The sequence below is a fragment of the Nostoc sp. ChiSLP03a genome (genome assembly GCF_034531215.2).
GTDB lineage: Bacteria > Cyanobacteriota > Cyanobacteriia > Cyanobacteriales > Nostocaceae > Nostoc.
Window position 1 is genome coordinate 1 of record NZ_JAVRBQ020000166.1, and the last position, 17,907, is coordinate 17,907.

13 protein-coding genes are annotated in these 17,907 nt (G+C 43.1%); 5 read left to right on the plus strand and 8 right to left on the minus strand.

Annotated elements, in window-relative coordinates; translation table 11 throughout:
- Positions 1 to 113 precede the first annotated feature (113 nt).
- The gene (locus tag RMY32_RS28210) at positions 114 to 290 is read left to right on the plus strand and encodes a hypothetical protein (RefSeq protein ID WP_322711400.1); all 177 of its coding nucleotides are present in this window, start codon (positions 114 to 116) and stop codon (positions 288 to 290) included.
- Positions 291 to 595: 305 nt separating this feature from the next.
- On the plus strand, positions 596 to 775 hold the full coding sequence (rpsU, locus tag RMY32_RS28215) for a 30S ribosomal protein S21 (protein WP_069073049.1): 180 nt from the start codon (positions 596 to 598) through the stop codon (positions 773 to 775).
- A gap of 270 nt (positions 776 to 1,045) precedes the next feature.
- On the opposite strand, the gene pth is transcribed toward rpsU, so the two are convergent.
- The 3 genes from pth to psbH form a co-directional block, all read right to left on the minus strand.
- On the minus strand, positions 1,046 to 1,687 hold the full coding sequence (gene pth, locus RMY32_RS28220) for an aminoacyl-tRNA hydrolase (protein ID WP_322674211.1): 642 nt from the start codon (positions 1,685 to 1,687) through the stop codon (positions 1,046 to 1,048).
- Positions 1,688 to 1,945: 258 nt separating this feature from the next.
- Positions 1,946 to 2,218 carry a TatA/E family twin arginine-targeting protein translocase gene (locus RMY32_RS28225; protein WP_094348881.1) on the minus strand — a complete coding sequence of 91 codons (273 nt, stop codon included), beginning with the start codon at positions 2,216 to 2,218 and terminating at the stop codon, positions 1,946 to 1,948.
- A 142-nt stretch (positions 2,219 to 2,360) separates the two neighbouring features.
- Positions 2,361 to 2,564 (minus strand): photosystem II reaction center phosphoprotein PsbH, encoded by a 204-nt coding sequence (gene psbH, locus RMY32_RS28230; RefSeq protein WP_322674201.1) that lies wholly within the window; start codon positions 2,562 to 2,564, stop codon positions 2,361 to 2,363.
- A gap of 85 nt (positions 2,565 to 2,649) precedes the next feature.
- Between psbH and psbN the strand changes: the two genes are divergently transcribed.
- Positions 2,650 to 2,781: a photosystem II reaction center protein PsbN gene (gene psbN / locus RMY32_RS28235; RefSeq protein WP_322674202.1), complete on the plus strand. Its 132-nt coding sequence runs from the start codon at positions 2,650 to 2,652 to the stop codon at positions 2,779 to 2,781.
- Positions 2,782 to 3,076: 295 nt separating this feature from the next.
- On the opposite strand, the gene RMY32_RS28240 is transcribed toward psbN, so the two are convergent.
- The 4 genes from RMY32_RS28240 to RMY32_RS28255 form a co-directional block, all read right to left on the minus strand.
- Complete coding sequence (locus tag RMY32_RS28240) at positions 3,077 to 4,081, minus strand: transaldolase (RefSeq protein ID WP_322711373.1); 1,005 nt, start codon at positions 4,079 to 4,081, stop codon at positions 3,077 to 3,079.
- Between the two features lie 149 nt (positions 4,082 to 4,230).
- Positions 4,231 to 5,661 carry a pyruvate kinase gene (gene pyk, locus RMY32_RS28245; protein WP_322711374.1) on the minus strand — a complete coding sequence of 477 codons (1,431 nt, stop codon included), beginning with the start codon at positions 5,659 to 5,661 and terminating at the stop codon, positions 4,231 to 4,233.
- Between the two features lie 319 nt (positions 5,662 to 5,980).
- Entirely contained in the window at positions 5,981 to 7,024 is a 1,044-nt protein-coding gene (gene gap / locus RMY32_RS28250) for a type I glyceraldehyde-3-phosphate dehydrogenase (RefSeq protein ID WP_322711375.1), read from the minus strand.
- A gap of 254 nt (positions 7,025 to 7,278) precedes the next feature.
- Complete coding sequence (locus tag RMY32_RS28255) at positions 7,279 to 9,117, minus strand: vWA domain-containing protein (protein ID WP_322711376.1); 1,839 nt, start codon at positions 9,115 to 9,117, stop codon at positions 7,279 to 7,281.
- A gap of 250 nt (positions 9,118 to 9,367) precedes the next feature.
- Between RMY32_RS28255 and RMY32_RS28260 the strand changes: the two genes are divergently transcribed.
- Positions 9,368 to 9,727, plus strand: a complete 360-nt coding sequence (locus RMY32_RS28260) for a Rieske (2Fe-2S) protein (protein ID WP_322711377.1) — start codon at positions 9,368 to 9,370, stop codon at positions 9,725 to 9,727.
- A gap of 293 nt (positions 9,728 to 10,020) precedes the next feature.
- Here RMY32_RS28260 and RMY32_RS28265 read toward each other — a convergent pair whose 3' ends face one another.
- Positions 10,021 to 10,524 (minus strand): Hsp20/alpha crystallin family protein, encoded by a 504-nt coding sequence (locus tag RMY32_RS28265; RefSeq protein WP_322711378.1) that lies wholly within the window; start codon positions 10,522 to 10,524, stop codon positions 10,021 to 10,023.
- 953 nt (positions 10,525 to 11,477) lie between these two features.
- Between RMY32_RS28265 and RMY32_RS28270 the strand changes: the two genes are divergently transcribed.
- On the plus strand, positions 11,478 to 17,279 hold the full coding sequence (locus tag RMY32_RS28270; RefSeq protein WP_322711379.1) for a PAS domain S-box protein: 5,802 nt from the start codon (positions 11,478 to 11,480) through the stop codon (positions 17,277 to 17,279).
- Positions 17,280 to 17,907: the final 628 nt, after the last annotated feature.

The following is a 17,907-nucleotide window of genomic DNA, read 5'->3' on the forward strand; positions in this document are numbered from 1 at the left end:
AATGTGAAGTTGCACATATCTTGATCCCCCTAAATCCCCTTAAAAAGGGGGACTTTGATAGATGTTTTTCCGGTTCCCCCTTTTTTAAGGGGGGTTAGGGGGGATCGAATTCTATGCAGCTTTATAAAAAATTGGTATTAGGATGGATTTTTCTAGGCATTGGTATAGTACTAGTTTTCTTAAGCGGTGGAGTTATTTTACAGCCAACTAGCTTATGGAATTTCATAGTTGCTTTTACAGCATTAGCCGCTGGATATAAATTACTAAATGAGGGCAGAATCAACTTTTAAAATCTGTAAATATAGTCAGATTGACTCATCTACCTTAGTAGCTAAGATTACATTATTCGCTAGTTCATAGTAAAGCCAAAAAAATTTAGTATTATAATTTTCTCATCTTCTCTATTGGTTCTGAGAGTGCATTAGGGCACTTAGATTAACTTTTAGTTAAGTAACGATTTTCCGAGATAGAAGTACACATAACCCGCCTCAGCCGGACAAATAGCCTCTTAACTGTGACTTTAGCTCAGAGGGGTTTTACTAAGGTTGAGGGTAATATTAGAATGGAAACTATTGATGATGAGGAAAAGGCAAGAATGACCCAGGTGGTTCTAGGAGAGAACGAAGGAATAGACTCAGCTTTGCGTCGGTTTAAACGCCAGGTTTCCAAAGCTGGGATATTAGCTGATGTAAAATATCATCGGCACTTTGAAACACCAATAGAAAAACGCAAACGTAAGGCAGTGGCAGCTAGACGCACAAGACGTTTTAAATAAACCTATTTGGTGTGATATCGGCATTGCTTGAGGTTATGACCGAAAACAGGCAATAGCGCTTGCGCCATTATTCATACAAATATTAAGCAAAGTCTGCCGCACCGCTAATTAGGGTGTAAATAAGTTACTTTTCCTATACGTAGAGCGCGTTAGAGACTTTATCTTGGTTAGATGGAGCAAGCTAAAATCGCTGCCCATCAACCAAAATAAGCGCCTTTAAACATCGGTTAGCTTTCTTTAATCAGCTGATAGGATAGTATTCATCCAGCCCTAAGACTCAGAATTATTAATTGTGCGGCTATTACAAACATTCATCGCCTTTTCTACTCCCTGCTTGAGACTTAGTTCAATACACTCAACTACGAACTGAAGTACAAGAGACATCTGCTGATTTTCGGCAGCGGAAAATCGCCCTAGCACATGAGAGATAGCACCAGAATCATCGTTATTAGCTGCATCTTTGGGTTTACCAATACCGATTCGCAAACGGGGAAAGTTTTGGGTACTAAGATGTGCGATCGCACTTTTCATACCGTTATGTCCCCCAGCCGAACCAGATAAGCGCAAACGAGTTTTTCCCAAAGGCAAATCCATATCGTCATAAATCACCAACACTGACTCAGGCGGCAATTTATACCAACTTGTCACCGCTTGTATTGCTTGTCCTGAGCGATTCATATAAGTTAACGGTTTCAACAAGCGAATTTTACCTCCACCTGGGGCCATACCCTCGCCATACTCACCTTGAAACTTGCGGTTTTCTGTTAAGGAAATGCGCCAAGAACGAGAGAGAGTTTCTAAAGCAGCAAAACCGATATTATGGCGTGTTTGGTCGTACTTAGCTTCTGGATTCCCTAACCCGACGATTAGTTGCGGAATTACCAAAGCTGGTTGCGTAACAGCTTCTGTCATTTTGTCTACAGTCAATTGATATTCATCACTCTTCTAGTAGTACGCCTTGGCAACTTGGTGGGGTAAAGGGGCAGGGGTAAAGGGGCAGGGGTAAAGGGTAAAGGTTTTTTATCCCTTACCATGAGTCCCTTTTCCCTTTACCCAACCTCCACTTAACATTTTTAGGTTGCCAGACTACTAGTAATGAAGGGTTTGTAGTAAGCACTTTAGTGCTTAGAAAATAAGGACTAAAGTCCTTACTACGAACTCGACAAACTACTAGCTAGGTTGGGAAGAACTAGCGGTATCCTGCTCAGATTTAGCAGGGTGGATTTGCTTAGGTTCCAATTCAGCAGTAGTCTGTACAACTTCTTCTAACTGTTCTGCTTCTTTTTGAAACTCGTTTTGAAACTCCTTGGAAGCTTCTTGAAAACTACGAATTGTTTTGCCCACACTCCGACCGATCTCTGGTAGCTTTTTTGGGCCAAAGATTAACAGCGCTACTACCATAATTACAGCCATTTCCGGCAGACCAATACCAAATATATTCATTTTTTGTCTCCTGTAAACTCTAAAACCACTACAAAAACTCACATATATAGTTAGTCTAGTCGGAAATCGCAACTCACAAAAAAACCCGGAAGAACCGGGTGTAACTTAACTTGTTATCCAAACTCGCTCGCTCGTGTATGTGTTAGCGTCCTAAACTGCGCCAATCGACAAATACATCCTGAACCAACAGTGTTTTATTGTAAAGTTGCAGAATAATCAGCAGAAACACGAAAAATAGCCCTATAAAAACAGCCATCACAGGGGTAGTACCCCAACCTGGAGCCACTTTTCCATACTCAGAGTTAAGTGGTTTCAGGATATCTCCCAACCTAGTCCTTTGTGCCATAGTTCACCTAAGATTACTTGCCAAAGCTTTTTTTAATCTTCTGTAATATTCTATAAGAATAGCACTCATCATCTATCTCTCAATTATGGAACCCGCAATAGTTCTTAGCATTTCTGTGGCTGCCGTGGTGATTGCCATCACAGGAATTTCGATTTATACCTCCTTTGGCCCTCCTAGCAAGGAATTGAACGATCCGTTCGATGACCACGAGGATTAAAAGAGTCATATCATGTCCGCCAAATTACCCATAAGAAAAGAACCCCACCCCCAACCCCTCCCCGCAGGCGGGGAGGGGAGACAAAGCATAGCTTTGGCGGGGTGGGGTTCTTCGGGTTTAATAAGCAATCAAGCGGACATGATATCAAGCCTTAAATGTTGCAATAAATTTTCTTGTAGTGTAAGCTCTCTAGCCCGCACCGGACGGGCGAGACCCCCATCCCACAAGAGTAAAGCTAATGCACTATTTTAGTCTTGACACGCTACTACTTTGGATGTTTTTTAATTGGAAATCCCTAATGGCTTGCCACTACCTCTCCTTCCAGGCGAACTAGTCGGTCTGCCAAAAGTTTCTCAAGGTCTTCTAGTGCCTTGGTGAAACCTTTAATACCTTCGTCTAGTTTGTCAGTTGCCATACGGTCAGCAGCGTGCATCTTGTCATAGCTGGCTTTGTCAATGGATATCTTTTCGATTGACAAGTTTACTACCTTCGCAGGATCGAGTTTACGTGGCAGTTCTCCAACGGTTGCTTGTAATTCAGCCAAAAGTGATGGTGAAATGGTCAGCAAATCACTACCTGCAAGTTCAGTAATTTCACCAACGTTACGGAAACTAGCTCCCATAACTTCAGTTTTATAGCCAAATTTCTTGTAGTAGTTGTAGATTTTGGTAACAGACAAAACACCTGGATCTTCGGCTGCTGGGTAGCTATCGCGTCCGGTATCTTTTTTGTACCAGTCAAGAATCCGGCCCACGAAGGGAGAAATTAGAGTAACGCCAGCTTCAGCACAGGCGATCGCTTGGTGAAGACCAAATAACAAGGTAAGGTTACAGTGAATACCTTCTTTTTCGAGAATTTCCGCAGCGCGAATGCCTTCCCAAGTGCTGGCAATTTTAATTAAAACGCGATCGCGGCCAATTCCAGCAGCTTTATACTGAGCAATTAATTCCCGTGCCTTAGTTACAGTAGCTTCGGTATCGTAAGACAAACGAGCATCCACTTCCGTAGACACGCGACCGGGAATGATTTGCAAAATCTTTAATCCAAAGGCAACTGCCAAACGGTCAAAAGCCAGAGAAACTATCTGTGTTTGGGTGGCTCCGGCTCCAGCATCTTTCTGGGCTTGGAGTAAAGTTTGATCGACAATTTCCTGATATTCTGGCATTTGTGCCGCAGCAGTAATCAGCGAAGGATTGGTGGTAGCATCTTGGGGTTTGAACTTTTCAATTGCCTGGATATCCCCTGTATCTGCGACTACAACAGTCACTTGTCGCAATTGTTCCAGTAAATTCTTAGACATAAAATACTCCGTGATGTTTGTTACAGGATTTACTTATTCCCCAGTTCTTTACACTTTTTACTCTTCCTTCAATTCTGATTCTGGCAATTTTTCTTGATCGTTGCCCAATTTTGCTTACTATCTTCAGCCACAGCCCTATTCTAAGTGCCTTATGCCGAAATTGGCTGTCCAATGGAATGCACTTTGATTAAACTAGTTGTTCCTGATTTACCAATTGGAACACCAGAGGTAATTACTACTTTATCGCCCTTATTCGCTAAACCCATGTCTACAACTGTGTTCACCACATTGGTAAACATCTCTTCAGCATTGTGGACTGGTGGGATCAGCAAAGCCTCCACACCCCAAGAAAGTGCTAGCTGGCGGTAAGCGGTGATGTCGGAGGTTAGGGCAATAATCGGAGAAGTCGGCCGATATTTAGAAACCATTCTCGCCGTACTTCCTGATGTAGTGTTACAAAGAATTGCCCGTGAGCCAGTTTCATAGGCGATGCGACACACGGATTCTGCCACAGATTCGGTAACGCTCAGACTGCCTGCTTCATGACACCAAGCGTGTTTGCTACCCTCATCTAGAGCTTGTTCTGTCCGTACGGCTATATTGTGCATCATCTCGACGGCGGCGATGGGATATTGTCCGACAGCTGTTTCACCAGAAAGCATTACTGCGTCTGTTCCATCCAAGATAGAGTTAGCAACATCGGTTGCTTCGGCGCGGGTGGGATCGGGGGCGCTAATCATCGACTCTAGCATTTGGGTGGCTGTAATCACTGGCTTGCCAGCACGATTGCAACGGCGAATAATCTCTTTTTGAATTAGGGGTACTTCGTGAATTGGCACTTCCACCCCTAAATCACCACGGGCAATCATAATCGCGTCAGCAACGTTCAGAATAGAGTCAAAGTTTTCTACAGCTTCTGCTCTTTCGATTTTGGCTATTAAGCGAATCGAAGCGCCAGCGGCTTCAATCATGCGCTTGGCGGGTTCTAAATCTTGTGGCGATCGCACGAAGGATACCGCTACCCAGTCTACACCTAACTGAATCCCAAAGCGCAGATCCAGCAAGTCTTTTTCGGTGATCGAACTTACAGGTAAAGGAGTTTGAGGCAGGTTTACTCCCTTGTGCGTAGAAATTAGCCCGCCGATTTTAACTTGTGCCCGAATGCGATCGGCATCGCGATCGGTAACAATTAACTTGACGCGACCATCATTAATCAAAATCGGTTCGCCAGGTCGCACCATTGCGAACAAAGTCGGCAATGGTAAGGGTAGTTCGTCAATACTCTCACCCTTTTCTTGCAAAACAAAGGTAACTTCAGTACCAGCTTCTAAGTCCAAACCTTCCGGTGGTAAAGTTCCCAAGCGAATTTTGGGGCCACATAAGTCTTGCATAATCGCGATCGGCTTTTGCAACTCAGTACTAATTTGCCTGAGATAGTGAGCCGTTTGGGCGTGGAATTCATAAGCTCCGTGGGAGAAATTCAGCCGTGCCACATTCATTCCAGCTTTTACCAAGGATTGCAGCTTTTCAGGTGCAGATGTAGCCGGGCCAACAGTACAAATGATTTTGGTTCGACGCATAGGGATTGGGGGTTGAGGAGTAACTTGCAAATTTGGATGCATTGAGCATAGGCGTAGCCCGTCGTAGACATCGCACAAAACATCCAAATTCACACGTGCTTCATATCACTGGTTTGCTAAATAAAAATACTAGGTTCCGTTTTGTTTTCGGAGTATTTACCATTTCACCCAAATCCCAAATTGGGTACTGGGTACTGGAGATTAGGGACTGGGGAAAAAACTTAATTATTAATGCCCCATGCCCCATGACGCCACTTGCTCCACTTGGGGAGACCCCAAGACCGCAGTGGCTCCCCAATGCCCCATGCCCAAAAACTAATCAAACCACAGCCGCTGTCGGTGCGAGTTTTTCCTTCTGTGACATAGACAACATTAGGTCAATGACGCGATTTGAGTAGCCCCACTCGTTGTCATACCAGGCAATTACCTTGAAGAAGTTGGAATTCAACTCAATCCCAGCACCTGCGTCAAAGATACTGGAATGAGTATCACCTTGAAAATCTGTGGAAACTACTTCTTCATCTGTGTAACCCAAGATACCCTTGAGTGAACCTGCGGCAGCCTCCTTCATCGCAGCACGGATTTCCTGATAACTGGTGTCTTTGGCTGTTTTGAAAGTTAAATCAACTACAGAGACATCGGGAGTCGGAACTCGTAATGCCATCCCAGTTAACCTGCCCTTCAATTCTGGTAAAACCAGTGCTACGGCTTTCGCTGCGCCTGTGGAGGAGGGAATAATATTTTGGGATGCACCTCGACCACCCCGCCAGTCTTTCTTGCTGGGGCCGTCTACAGTTGGCTGAGTCGCAGTCATAGCATGGACTGTGGTCATCAACCCTTCAGTCAACCCGAAATTATCATTAATGACCTTAGCTATGGGAGCTAGACAGTTTGTAGTGCAGCTAGCATTGGAGACAATGATATCCTTGCTAGGGTCAAACAGTTGATGATTGACACCCATTAACAGGGTAGTAACTCTATCTGGATCTTTGGTGGGAGCGGAAATTACCACTCGCTTTGCACCTGCCTTTAGGTGGTTTGCAGCTCCTTCATAATCAGTGAAGAGTCCGGTAGCTTCCACGACATAATCTGCACCTAATTTTCCCCAAGGTAACTCTGCTGGATTCCTCACCGACACACAAGGAATAAAATGTCCGTCAATCAGGATGCCGTCTTCCTTGGCTTCAACCTTATGCTTTAATTGACCGTGGGTTGAGTCGTACTTTAATAGGTAAGCGAGATTATCTGGTGGTACTAGATCGTTAATACCCACAAACTCAATGTTGGGATTATCGATGCCAGCGCGAAGTACAAGTCGCCCGATTCGACCGAAACCGTTGATACCAACTTTCAATTTAGTCAAGATTAAACCTCCCGTTGTGGAAAGTTGAACAAAAGGAGAAAGTTAAAAGTCAAAATAGATTCCCTTTTACTCTTTACTCTTTGATCCTGACAGTCTCAGTCAGCTAAGGCATATTTACTTGGCATATTTTAAGGATTGGGCATTAGAAGAGGCAGAGGTGCAGAGGGGAATAAGCTTACTGCAACTTCTCCTCTGCTCCCCTGCCTCCCCTGCCTCCCCTGCCTCCCGTTCTCCCCTGCTCCCCGCTCCTCAATTCAAGTGGGTTGGACAAATCGCTTAATTTCACCACAGGCAATATAAGATTTGCCATCTGGTGCGGTTTTGACTTCATCAACGACGTAAAGCATTCCTTCCTCGCGCACCGATCGCGGAAAACGCATATTCCAATCCGGTTCATATCCGTCGGAAACCACTCTAGCACGTAGTTTGCTGCCATCTTTGACACACTGAACTAAAATGCTGTCCCCGACGCTGTCAGTTGTAGGCAGATCGGCAGCACTGGCAGGCCCTTTGGAAGCTTTACCTGTGTTAGCTCGATTGGATTGTCTAGGGGCAACGAAGATATCTGTTTCACCGGGTTGAGCAAAACGGGTGATTTTACCACGTACCCGATAGAAAGTGCGATCGCTTGAGAGTTCCAATCCTTCAACAACATAGCACGCCCCTTCGGCACGAATGGCACGAGGAAACTGGATGTTCTTGGTTGGATCGTAGCCTTCAGACATGACCTTGACCCGCAGTTTACCCCCTTCACGAACGCAGTGCAATTCAACACCTGAACCAACTTCATTCACAGTGGGCATGGCGTACACTTCATCGCCAGTAGTGACACCGCGACCCACCAAATCGCTGCGATTGCGCGTCATCGTTTGGTAAGTCTGATCTCGCATCTCTTTCCGTCCGGCATTGCCTAAAGCTTTTTGAGCGATCCGACTGGCGAAATATTCCAGCTGATCGATTTCTTCAGCAATTTCAAAATTCTCATTCAAGCCTTGATCTCGCAAATCTTTCACGAGCGCCCGCAGGGTTTGTTCAGCTTCCTGATGCTTGCCCTGTTCAGCGAGATTAAGGGCAGTCTCTTTGGCCTTAGCAATGGTAAGGCGACTCAGTTCTAGAATGATATGGCTTGTAGCAGCAAAAGCTGCTTCCTCAACAGTGCCAACTTTGGCGACGACATCTATAGTACCGGAAACGCTTTGAATGCGGTCATCTTGCACAACATCGGCGCTGTAATGCAGTTTCATCACAGGTAAATCGCCAACTTGAGCGCTTGATATCCCCAGACTCAAACCGAGAAGTTTGTCCTCATCCTCGTAAAGCTCTCCCAAGGTGATGACAGCTTGACTAGCGTCATTCTGGCTAACTTTAGCCAGACTTAAGGTATCAACCAGGCTGACACCATCTGCCAATTCAAGTGTCACCTTGAGGTTTTGTCCCACTACTGCTCTTAAACTATCTAGCTCAATACTAAACACTTCAGTTGCTTCATCAATGCTTTGAATGAAGTAGAAGTTGCCCGTGGCTGCCCTTGCCATTCCAATGAGCAAGTCTTCGTTGAAACCTTGAGCAAAACCTAACGTAGTTGTGATAATGCCTTCCTCAGCTTTTTGCCCTGCTGTCGCCGTCAGGATTTTGGGGTCTTGAATGCCCATATTGGCGTGACCATCGGTAAGCAGGAGAACGCGGTTGATTTTTTGGGGATCGAGTCGCGTCTTCACGTGTTCGCAGCCTTTGAGCCATCCCCCCGATAAGTTGGTAATACCGCCTGCTCTCACCTTGCGGATGGAATTTTTCAGTGCGGCTTTGTTAGTCACAGACTGGGGTGGCACAACGCTATCCACTTCATCGTCGTAAACAACTACTGAGAGAATGTCATCTGGCTCAAGTCGCTCTACCACAGACTCAGCGGCTTTGAGTGCGTGATGCAAGGGAGCGCCTGCCATAGAGCCGGAACGGTCAATTACAAGCGAAAGGTTAAGGTTACGTCGAGGAGATTTAGCTATGTCGGCACGAAAACGTAGCAGAATATTTGTCTTTAATGAAGATCCGGCGGCGAGGATAGACTGGTCAAATTCGTAACTTGTCTTAATCATTTTTTATATTCCTCAAAATTGTATTTTTCAGCTATAAGCCTTGTGATACATAGATAGTAAACGCTTTATTTAGTTTACCCAGAAATAATTTTATTCAGTATAAAGCTGGAATTTTTTGTAAAATTTTATAGTTTTAGAATCTTAGACAAAGCCCGTTGTAGACATTCTCGGCTCTCCGGTATTGAAAGGCGATCGCACTGGTCACTATTGCGGGAAACTGTAAGCAGATATATTAAAAGAGGAGAACCTAATGAGTTGGACTAAAGTTCTTGCAGTCGAAGCACTTTCCCCTGGTGCGCGAGAAGTGGTGAAAGTTGGCAACCGAAAAATTTTGCTTTTGAATCACGAAAGTCAGCTTTATGCTGTAGATAACAACTGCCCTCATTTAAAATTACCGTTGAAAAGTGGGAAAATCACTGAAAGTGGGGCAATAGTTTGTACCTTCCATCGCAGTGCCTTTGACCTGCGGACTGGTGAAGTACAAGGATGGTGTGCCTGGCCACCTGGTGTAGGTAAGGTACTCTCGTTGGTTTCACAACCAAAAGCATTGCCAGTATTTCCGATTCGTGTTGAAGAAGGCAATATTTGGGTTGATGTACAAGAGGAATAGCACCCTCTGTTAAATTGATACCGTTTCTTCGTGAAGCTGCATATCTTTACCCCCGGCTACATCGTCTCCCAAAGCATCAGAGGATTAACAAGAGGGTTTTTCATGTGCATCTTGATACAGAATTGGTATTATCGCAACAGTGCTAAGTAAAAAAACAATAAAAACCCCAGCCGATAAGTTTAGCTGGGGTTTCTATCAAAATTTACCTATTCCAGAGAGATAGGAATCATTGAATGAGAAAATAGAACATATTCTCAAGCAGTTGGAACACTTTGCTGTGATGTTATGTTGGGTTAGTTGTTGCCATTGCCAGCTTCTATAGAAGCTGTAGCACTTTGAGATTGGCCTAAATTCACTTTAAAGACTTTGCTTTGTTCTTGCTCCAGTTTAGGTAAATTCAAAATTAAAATCCCATCTTTCAAGTCTGCCTTAACTTGTTGATTCTGAACTTTGGTTGGCAGAGGAATTACTCTCGCGAACTTGCCATACCGGAATTCCGAATGAACTTTAGCGTTAGATTGGGAATGTTTTTCGTAACGATGCTCACCAGCTATCGAAACTGCATCTTGAGTAACTTGAATATCCAAGTCTTTAGCTTCCAGACCTGGAATCTCAACTCTTAATAGCAATTCTGAACCATTATCATGTAATTCAACCGCCGGAACCCACGCTGTTCTTAGCGATCCAGAAATCTCGGAGTTATCGCGCTCGGCTACTGTCAGATCGGAGAATAGTTGATCCATTTGACGACGCAGAATTTCCATTTCACGGAATGGTTCCCAACGAATGAGTGCCATATTTCAATCTCTCCTTAACTTTCTAATTCAATCTTGGGTAATCAAACAAAGTTTTAGAGGTATTTTTTAGAGAGGAGTTTTATTTGCTTTGTTTCTTCAGGGTAATAAGTAATTTAATAAAAGAAGAATCTCAAAATAGTTGGGTAAACCGTACAGTTATAGGTTGGATTTACCGTATCAAACAAAAAACGGATGAAAAGCTTGAGAATATTGAATGTCAAAGAAGTAGGCGATCGTAAATTAAACTATATTATGTAATGTAAATTTAATTAAATTCGCTTGTAGCCAGAAGCTCTAGCCCGATTTCAAGGTTAGATTGACAAAGACGCTGGACGTAGCTTGCCGTATGAAGACTTGCTAACGCTTTTGGCGTCTCCCCAACGCGAAGGGCTACGGTGTGGACACAAGTAGAAAAAAGCTCGATTTCCCATTGTTCTCAGATTTATCTCGTTCCCATACAGAGTATGGCAATGGCTGATTAGCGGCTGCTGTCTCCAGTTAGACATTGAGTCAGAGACTCAATGAATAGACCTCTTGCAAAAGTCTCTAACACCCCACCCCCAACCCCTCCCCGCTCTTCGGGAGGGGAGACAAAGCGTAGCTTTGGCGGGGTGGGGTTCTTTCTTATTTTTGATTTATGCAAGAGGTCTAATGCATTCCCAGTCGGAGACTGGGAACGAGTCAGCCTCATCAATCCAGATTTTTAGGACTTGTATATACACCGTAGCTATTGGCTGTTTGGGATTATTCGGATTTAATTAAGTAATGAAGCGGACATGATATAAACAGTTATCCTGGTTTATCTGCAACTTTTCTATACACCCAGCGCTGAAGTATGCTTGTAAGCGACGATGATTTTATTTACAATCTGGTGACAGAGTTTTGCTTTCTGATTTCATGTTCAGTTTTATTCCAGAAATTCTTTCTGATTGAAAATTAACTTAGTAACTGATATGGATGCTCAAAAAATAAAAATTTTATTAGTTGATGACAACTTAGAGAATTTACATTTTTTATCAGACATCCTTCAACACCAAGGTTATCAGGTAGAAAGTGCGATTTCTGGGCAATTGGCAATCAAGACAGCACTCGTTTCTCCCCCAGATTTGCTTTTGCTAAATGTTCTCATTATCGACAAAAATGATTATCAAGTATGTCAATATTTGAAAGCTAACGATAAAACTCAAGATATTCCGATAATTCTTTTCGGAATTTTCGATGATTATTTTGAAAAAATAAGCGCCTTAAATTTAAGCTATATTGACTATATAACTCAACCATTCCAAACTAAAGAAGTTTTATTACGCGTCCAAAATCAACTCAATGTCCAAAGACTGAAAAAACAGTTAAAAGAAAAAAATGCCCAACTGCAACAGGAAATTAAAGAGCGTCAAAGGCTTACAGTTGAGTTAAATATTCGCGACAGACAAATAGAAGATATTTTTAAAGAAATTCCCGTTAGCATTAGCAAAGCCTTTTGTAGAGAAGTTTATCAAAGCGAACGTCTGGTAGTCGAAGCCGCCTTGAAGAAGAGTGAAAGTCAGTATCGGCTTTTAGTGGAGACATCCCAGGACGCGATCTGGTCGGTGGACATTGATGGACTAATTACCTTTGTCAATCCAGCAGTCAAGCAGATTTATGGCTACGAACCGCAAGAAATGATCGGGCGTGCCTTAATTGATTTCATCTCACCGACACAAGTTGCTCAAGATAAAGTAGCCTTTGAGCGTGTTCTTCAGGGAAAGTCTATCTTTCAGCATGAAACTACCTGTGTCGCTAAAGATGGTACTTTACTTTATCTAATGTTAAATGCGATCGCATTACGCAACGAAGACGGTCAAGTTATAGGCATGACTGGCACTGCTAGTAATATTACGCAGCGTCGAGAAGTAGAAAAATTACTCCGAGAAAGCGCGATTAAGCTCCGCAATCATAATCTCGTACTCACACAATTGGCACAAAATCAAATACTTTATCAGGGTGATTTGAAAGCAGCCTTGGGTAAAATCACAGAAACAGCTGTCAAAAATATTGGCGTAGAAAGAGCTAGTGTCTGGCTGTATGACGCAACAGATATAAAAATCCAGTGTTTCGATCTATTTGAGGGCAGTCGCAATCAACATAGCGAAGGACTTTTCTTATCAGTGGCAGACTATCCAATTTATTTTGCAGCTTTGCAGCAAAACCAATCAATCGCCGCAGATGATGCTCATACCGATCCCAGAATTAAAGAATTTTCTGCCTCTTACTCAAAATTAAACATCACCTCTATCCTCTATACACCTATTAGGCTAGAGGGAAAGACCGTAGGAGTTTTATGTTTGGAGGCAGTGAAAGTTACTCATCATTGGACGCTAGAAGACCAAAATTTCGCTCGCTCTCTGGGTAATTTAGTATCTTTGGTATTGGAGGCAAAAGAACGCCAACGCGCAGAAGCAGCACGACGGGCTTCTGAAGAAAAGTTAGCATCAGCTTTCCGGTCATCTCCCGATCCAATAGCCTTAATTACTGTTCAGGGCAAACGCTACATCGAAGTAAACGACAGCTTTTGTCGGTTTTTTGGTTATTCTCGCTCTCAAGTGCTCGATCGCACCGATGAAGAATTGCATATTTGGGTGAATCCAGAAGAATATAATTTTCTCATCCACATTCTGCAACAAGCAAAAGCCATCCGCAACTATGAAATTGATGTCTGCACTTCAACAGGAGAAATTAAAACAACACTGTTGAGTGCAGAAATGATCGAGATTGATGGGCAATGGTACGTACTGGGAACCGCCAAAGATATTACTGAACGCAAACAGGCAGAAAATGAAAGCCGTTTGTTGCTGTTGACAACCCAAGCTATCACTCGCGCTAGCGATGTCAACAGCGCCTTAGCAGTGGTCTTGCGCTTAATTTGTCACACCATTGGCTGGGATTTTGGTGAAGCCTGGATACCTAATGAAGATGGGAATTTTTTAAAACACAGTTTAAGCTGGTACGGCGAACAGAGCAGCTTAAAAGAATTCTGCCAGCAAAGCCAAACTTTGAAATTTGCTCTGGGAGCGGGATTACCAGGAAGAGTTTGGCAGAGTCAAGAACCAGAATGGATAAAAGATGTTTCTAAAGTTACAGAACCAGTTTTCTGGCGATCGCCACAAGCCGCCAAGGTAGGATTAAAAGCTGGTTTTGGTGTTCCCATACTGGCTGGGAACCAAGTATTAGCTGTTTTAGTGTTTTTTAAACGTAGCTCAGTATTGGTAGATCGGCGTTTGCTCTTGCTAGTCAGTGCTGTTGCGGCTCAATTGGGTGGGTTGATTGAGCGCAAAACTTTAGAACAAGAATTAGCGCTCAGAGAAGCTCGTCTCAATGCCTTTTTTAGCAGCGCTCCTGTCGGCATGAATATTGTAGATAAACAGCTGCGATTTGTGCAAATTAACCAACTGTTGGCGGAGATTAATGGACTACCCCAGCAAGCTCATATTGGCAAGACCATCCATGAAGTCTTACCCGACATCGCTCCTTTAGTAGAACCAATTTATCAACAAGTTCTGATAACTGGTCAACCGATTATTAATCAAGAATTAAGCAGCACATCAATCAAACAACCAGATATTATCCGCCACTTCTTAGCTTCTTATTTTCCGATTGTTGGTGAAGGCGATCGCCCCTCTGGTGTTGGCACAGTTTTAGTAGAAATTAGCGAACTACATGCAGCCCTACGCGAACGCAAATACGTCGAACAAGAACTGCGTTTAGTCAACGAACGCCTACAATATCTGCTCACCTCTAGCCCTGTAGTCATTTATAGCAGCAAAACCTCAGATGATTTTAGCATTACTTTTATCAGTGAAAACATTAAAGAAATGGTAGGCTATGAAGCGCAAAAATTTATCGGTAACTCCAGTTTTTGGCTCGATCGCGTCCATCCACAAGATATTGAACCGATCTCGGAAAAATTTTCCCACCTTATTAAGCAGGAGTACATTTCTTATGAATACCGGTGGTTACACGCTGACAGAACTTATCACTGGTTCTACGAAGAAATGAGGTTAATTCGTGACGAAGCGAATTCCCCGATCGAATGGGTTGGTTATTGGGCAGACATTAACGATCGCAAATTGGCAGAACTGGCTTTGCAGTCAGGTCAGCAACGATATCAACTTCTGGCAGAAGCTTCACCAGCTTGTATCTTTCATACTGATGTGGATGGCAATGTTTTATATTTTAATCAACGCTGGAGTGAAATTACTGGATATAGTTTAGAAAGTTCTCTAGGAACACATTGGGCAAATGCCGTACATCCAGACGACCGCGAGCAGCTATTGTTGGCATGGAATCAAGCAACAGCTGCTAAGTCAACCTATAAATACGAACATCGTTTTTTGCATGATGATAGTACAGTTGTCTGGGTAATTTGTCATGCTTTGCCAGAATTTAGAGATGATGGAGAAATTAAAGGATACATCGGTACAATTACTGATATTACCGAGAGAAAATTGGCAGAAGAAGCCTTGCGTGAGAGTGCAGAGCGAGAAAGAGCGATCGCGCAAGTGATTCAAAGAATGCGCCAAACACTGGATTTAGAGACGATATTTGCAGCGACAACCGAAGAATTACGCCAAGTACTAAACTGCGATCGGGTTGTTGTCTATCGTTTCAATCCCAACTGGAATGGCGAATTTGTTTCGGAATCGGTGGGTAACGGTTGGATTTCTCTCATAGAAGAACACAACAACGATCCTCATCTCACAGAAGGTGTTTTACAAGATGGGCGTTGTCTTGCGAAAATTTTGGATAGCGCCGATAATCAGGTGGAATATCCCGATCTGCAAGTAACCACAGGTGCAAGTTTCATCTGTGTTTCAGACATTTACAACGCTGATTTTCATTCTGCTTATATCAACCTCTTAGAGCGCTTTCAGGCTAAAGCCTACATTATTGTTCCGATTTTACACGGTAGTCAGCTTTGGGGATTGCTGGCGAGTTATCAAAATTCCGATCCCCGCCAATGGAAACCAGGAGAAGTCAATATCGTAGTTCAAATTGGCAATCAGTTGGGTGTTGCTTTACAGCAGGCACAATTGCTAGCGCAAACTCAAAGGCAGTCACAAGCATTGCAAGAAGCTGTGATCGTTGCTGATGCTGCTAATCGTGCCAAAAGCGAATTCTTGGCCAACATGAGTCACGAACTGCGTACTCCACTTAACGCCATCCTCGGTTTTACCCAAGTCATGAGCCATGATCGCGATTTATCAACTGAACACCAGCAAAATCTAGCAATCATCAATCGTGCTGGCGAACATCTCCTGAATTTAATCAACGACATTTTGGAAATGTCTAAAATCGAAGCTGGCAGAATAACCTTAAATCTCAACAGCTTTGACTTAATTCGCCTTTTGGAAAACCTCGAAGAGATGTTGCGCTTCCGCGCCACCTCCAAAGGATTGGAATTAATCTTTGAATATACATCTCACCTTCCCCAATACATCCAAGTTGATGAAAGTAAACTGCGTCAAGTCTTACTTAACCTCCTGGGAAATGCAATCAAATTTACCGATACTGGCAGGGTAACGCTGCGGGTGGGGATGGGGAGTGGGGACTGGGGAGCAGAGGAGCAGGGGAGAAATCAATTCAAAATTCAAGTTGCGCTAGAAGCGCACCAAAAGTGCGACTCAAAATTCAAAATTAAAGAACTTCTGCCTCCTCTTTCCCAATGCCCAATACATCGGCTTACCTCGGCTTCGCTCGGCACAAGTCGCTCAGTACAAGTGCCCAATGCTCAATTCCTAACCTTTGAGGTACAAGATACTGGCCGCGGTATTGCCCCACAAGAAATTGATTTGCTCTTTGAAGCTTTTGGGCAAACTGAAACCGGAAGAAAATCGCAACAGGGAACAGGACTAGGTTTAGCAATTAGCCGCAAATATGTGCAACTAATGGGAGGAGATATTAGCGTCACCAGCACTATTGGCGAGGGAAGTAAATTTACTTTTGATATTCAAATTGGTCTAGCCATAGCCAGCGAAATCCAGATTGAACAAACTAAACCCCAAATTATTAGTTTAGCGCCTGCTCAAAGCGAATACCGTATTTTAGTGGTTGATGATTCCACAGACAGCCGTTTAGTGTTAAAGAAAATTCTGACATCTATCGGTTTTGCAGTCCAAGAAGCAATAAATGGCATTGAAGCGATCGCACTTTGGCAAACATGGCAACCACATCTAATCTTAATGGATATGCGGATGCCAATTATGGACGGCTACGAAGCCACAAAACTTATTAAAACCAAAGAAGAAACCTCAAACCAAAATACCGAATCCCAAATTCCAAATTGGAAAACAATTATTATTGCCTTAACTGCTAATGCTTTTGAGGAACAACGAGAGGCAATAATCAAAGCGGGTTGCGATGATTATATTAACAAGCCTTTTCGCGAGGAAGAATTACTAGAAAAATTGAGCGAATATTTGGGAGTTCAATATATTTATCAAGAGGAAAGCTATCAGCTAACAACTCTAAAGCAACAAAAGCCAAAATCAATGTTGACACTCACAGATTTAGTAACTCTATTATCTGAAATGTCCCCTGAATGGGTGAAACAGTTATATACTGCCGCAGCTCAATGTAGTGATGACCTGATTTTAGAATTAATTGAGCAAATCCCTTCAGAAAATGCTGTACTGCAAAATTTTATCAAGAATTTAGCTCATGATTTTCAGTTTGAGAAAATTATGGAATTGACGAGTATTGCAGGAGTATTATCCAATTAATACAAATTGATTTACTAGTAAGTTCGTAATCAGGACTTTAGTCAATGTGAGTTCGATGAACCTCTCCCCAACCCCTCTCCGAGGCGGAGAGGGGCAGCAATATTTTTAGTTGACAACGAAAAAATTAGGGTTTCAAAGCCTCTCTCCCTGTGAGGGAGAGGAATGGAAGTGGGGTTTTTAGAGCCGTCGAACTCACGTTTAGTCAATACTGCTCGCTTTGTGCATTTTTAACTCGGAATTGGGTTTGGGGAAAAGGTTACTGGGTTTAGGTTAAAGGTTTTTTCTTTCCCCCTGACCCTTTCCCCAGTCCTCACAAGCGCATTTTTGGGTTGGCAGACTACTAGATAAAGAGAGTTATAGCAGATTTAAGTCGATCTAACAATAATATTTTATTGAGAAATAATATCAAAATTGTGACAGTATCCTTTATTCCGTTTAAAAAATGGCTAAAAGGCTACACAATCATGTAATCTATATATTTATCAAGAAAGATTATCAATTCGACGAGCAAAATACTGTGAAATATTGATATTATCTATTGAAAAAACAACTAGCCAAGCAGAGCGTAATAGGCGTTGCTGAATCAAGGGATGATTCTTGTGGGGTGGGCATCCTGCCCGCCCGGAAA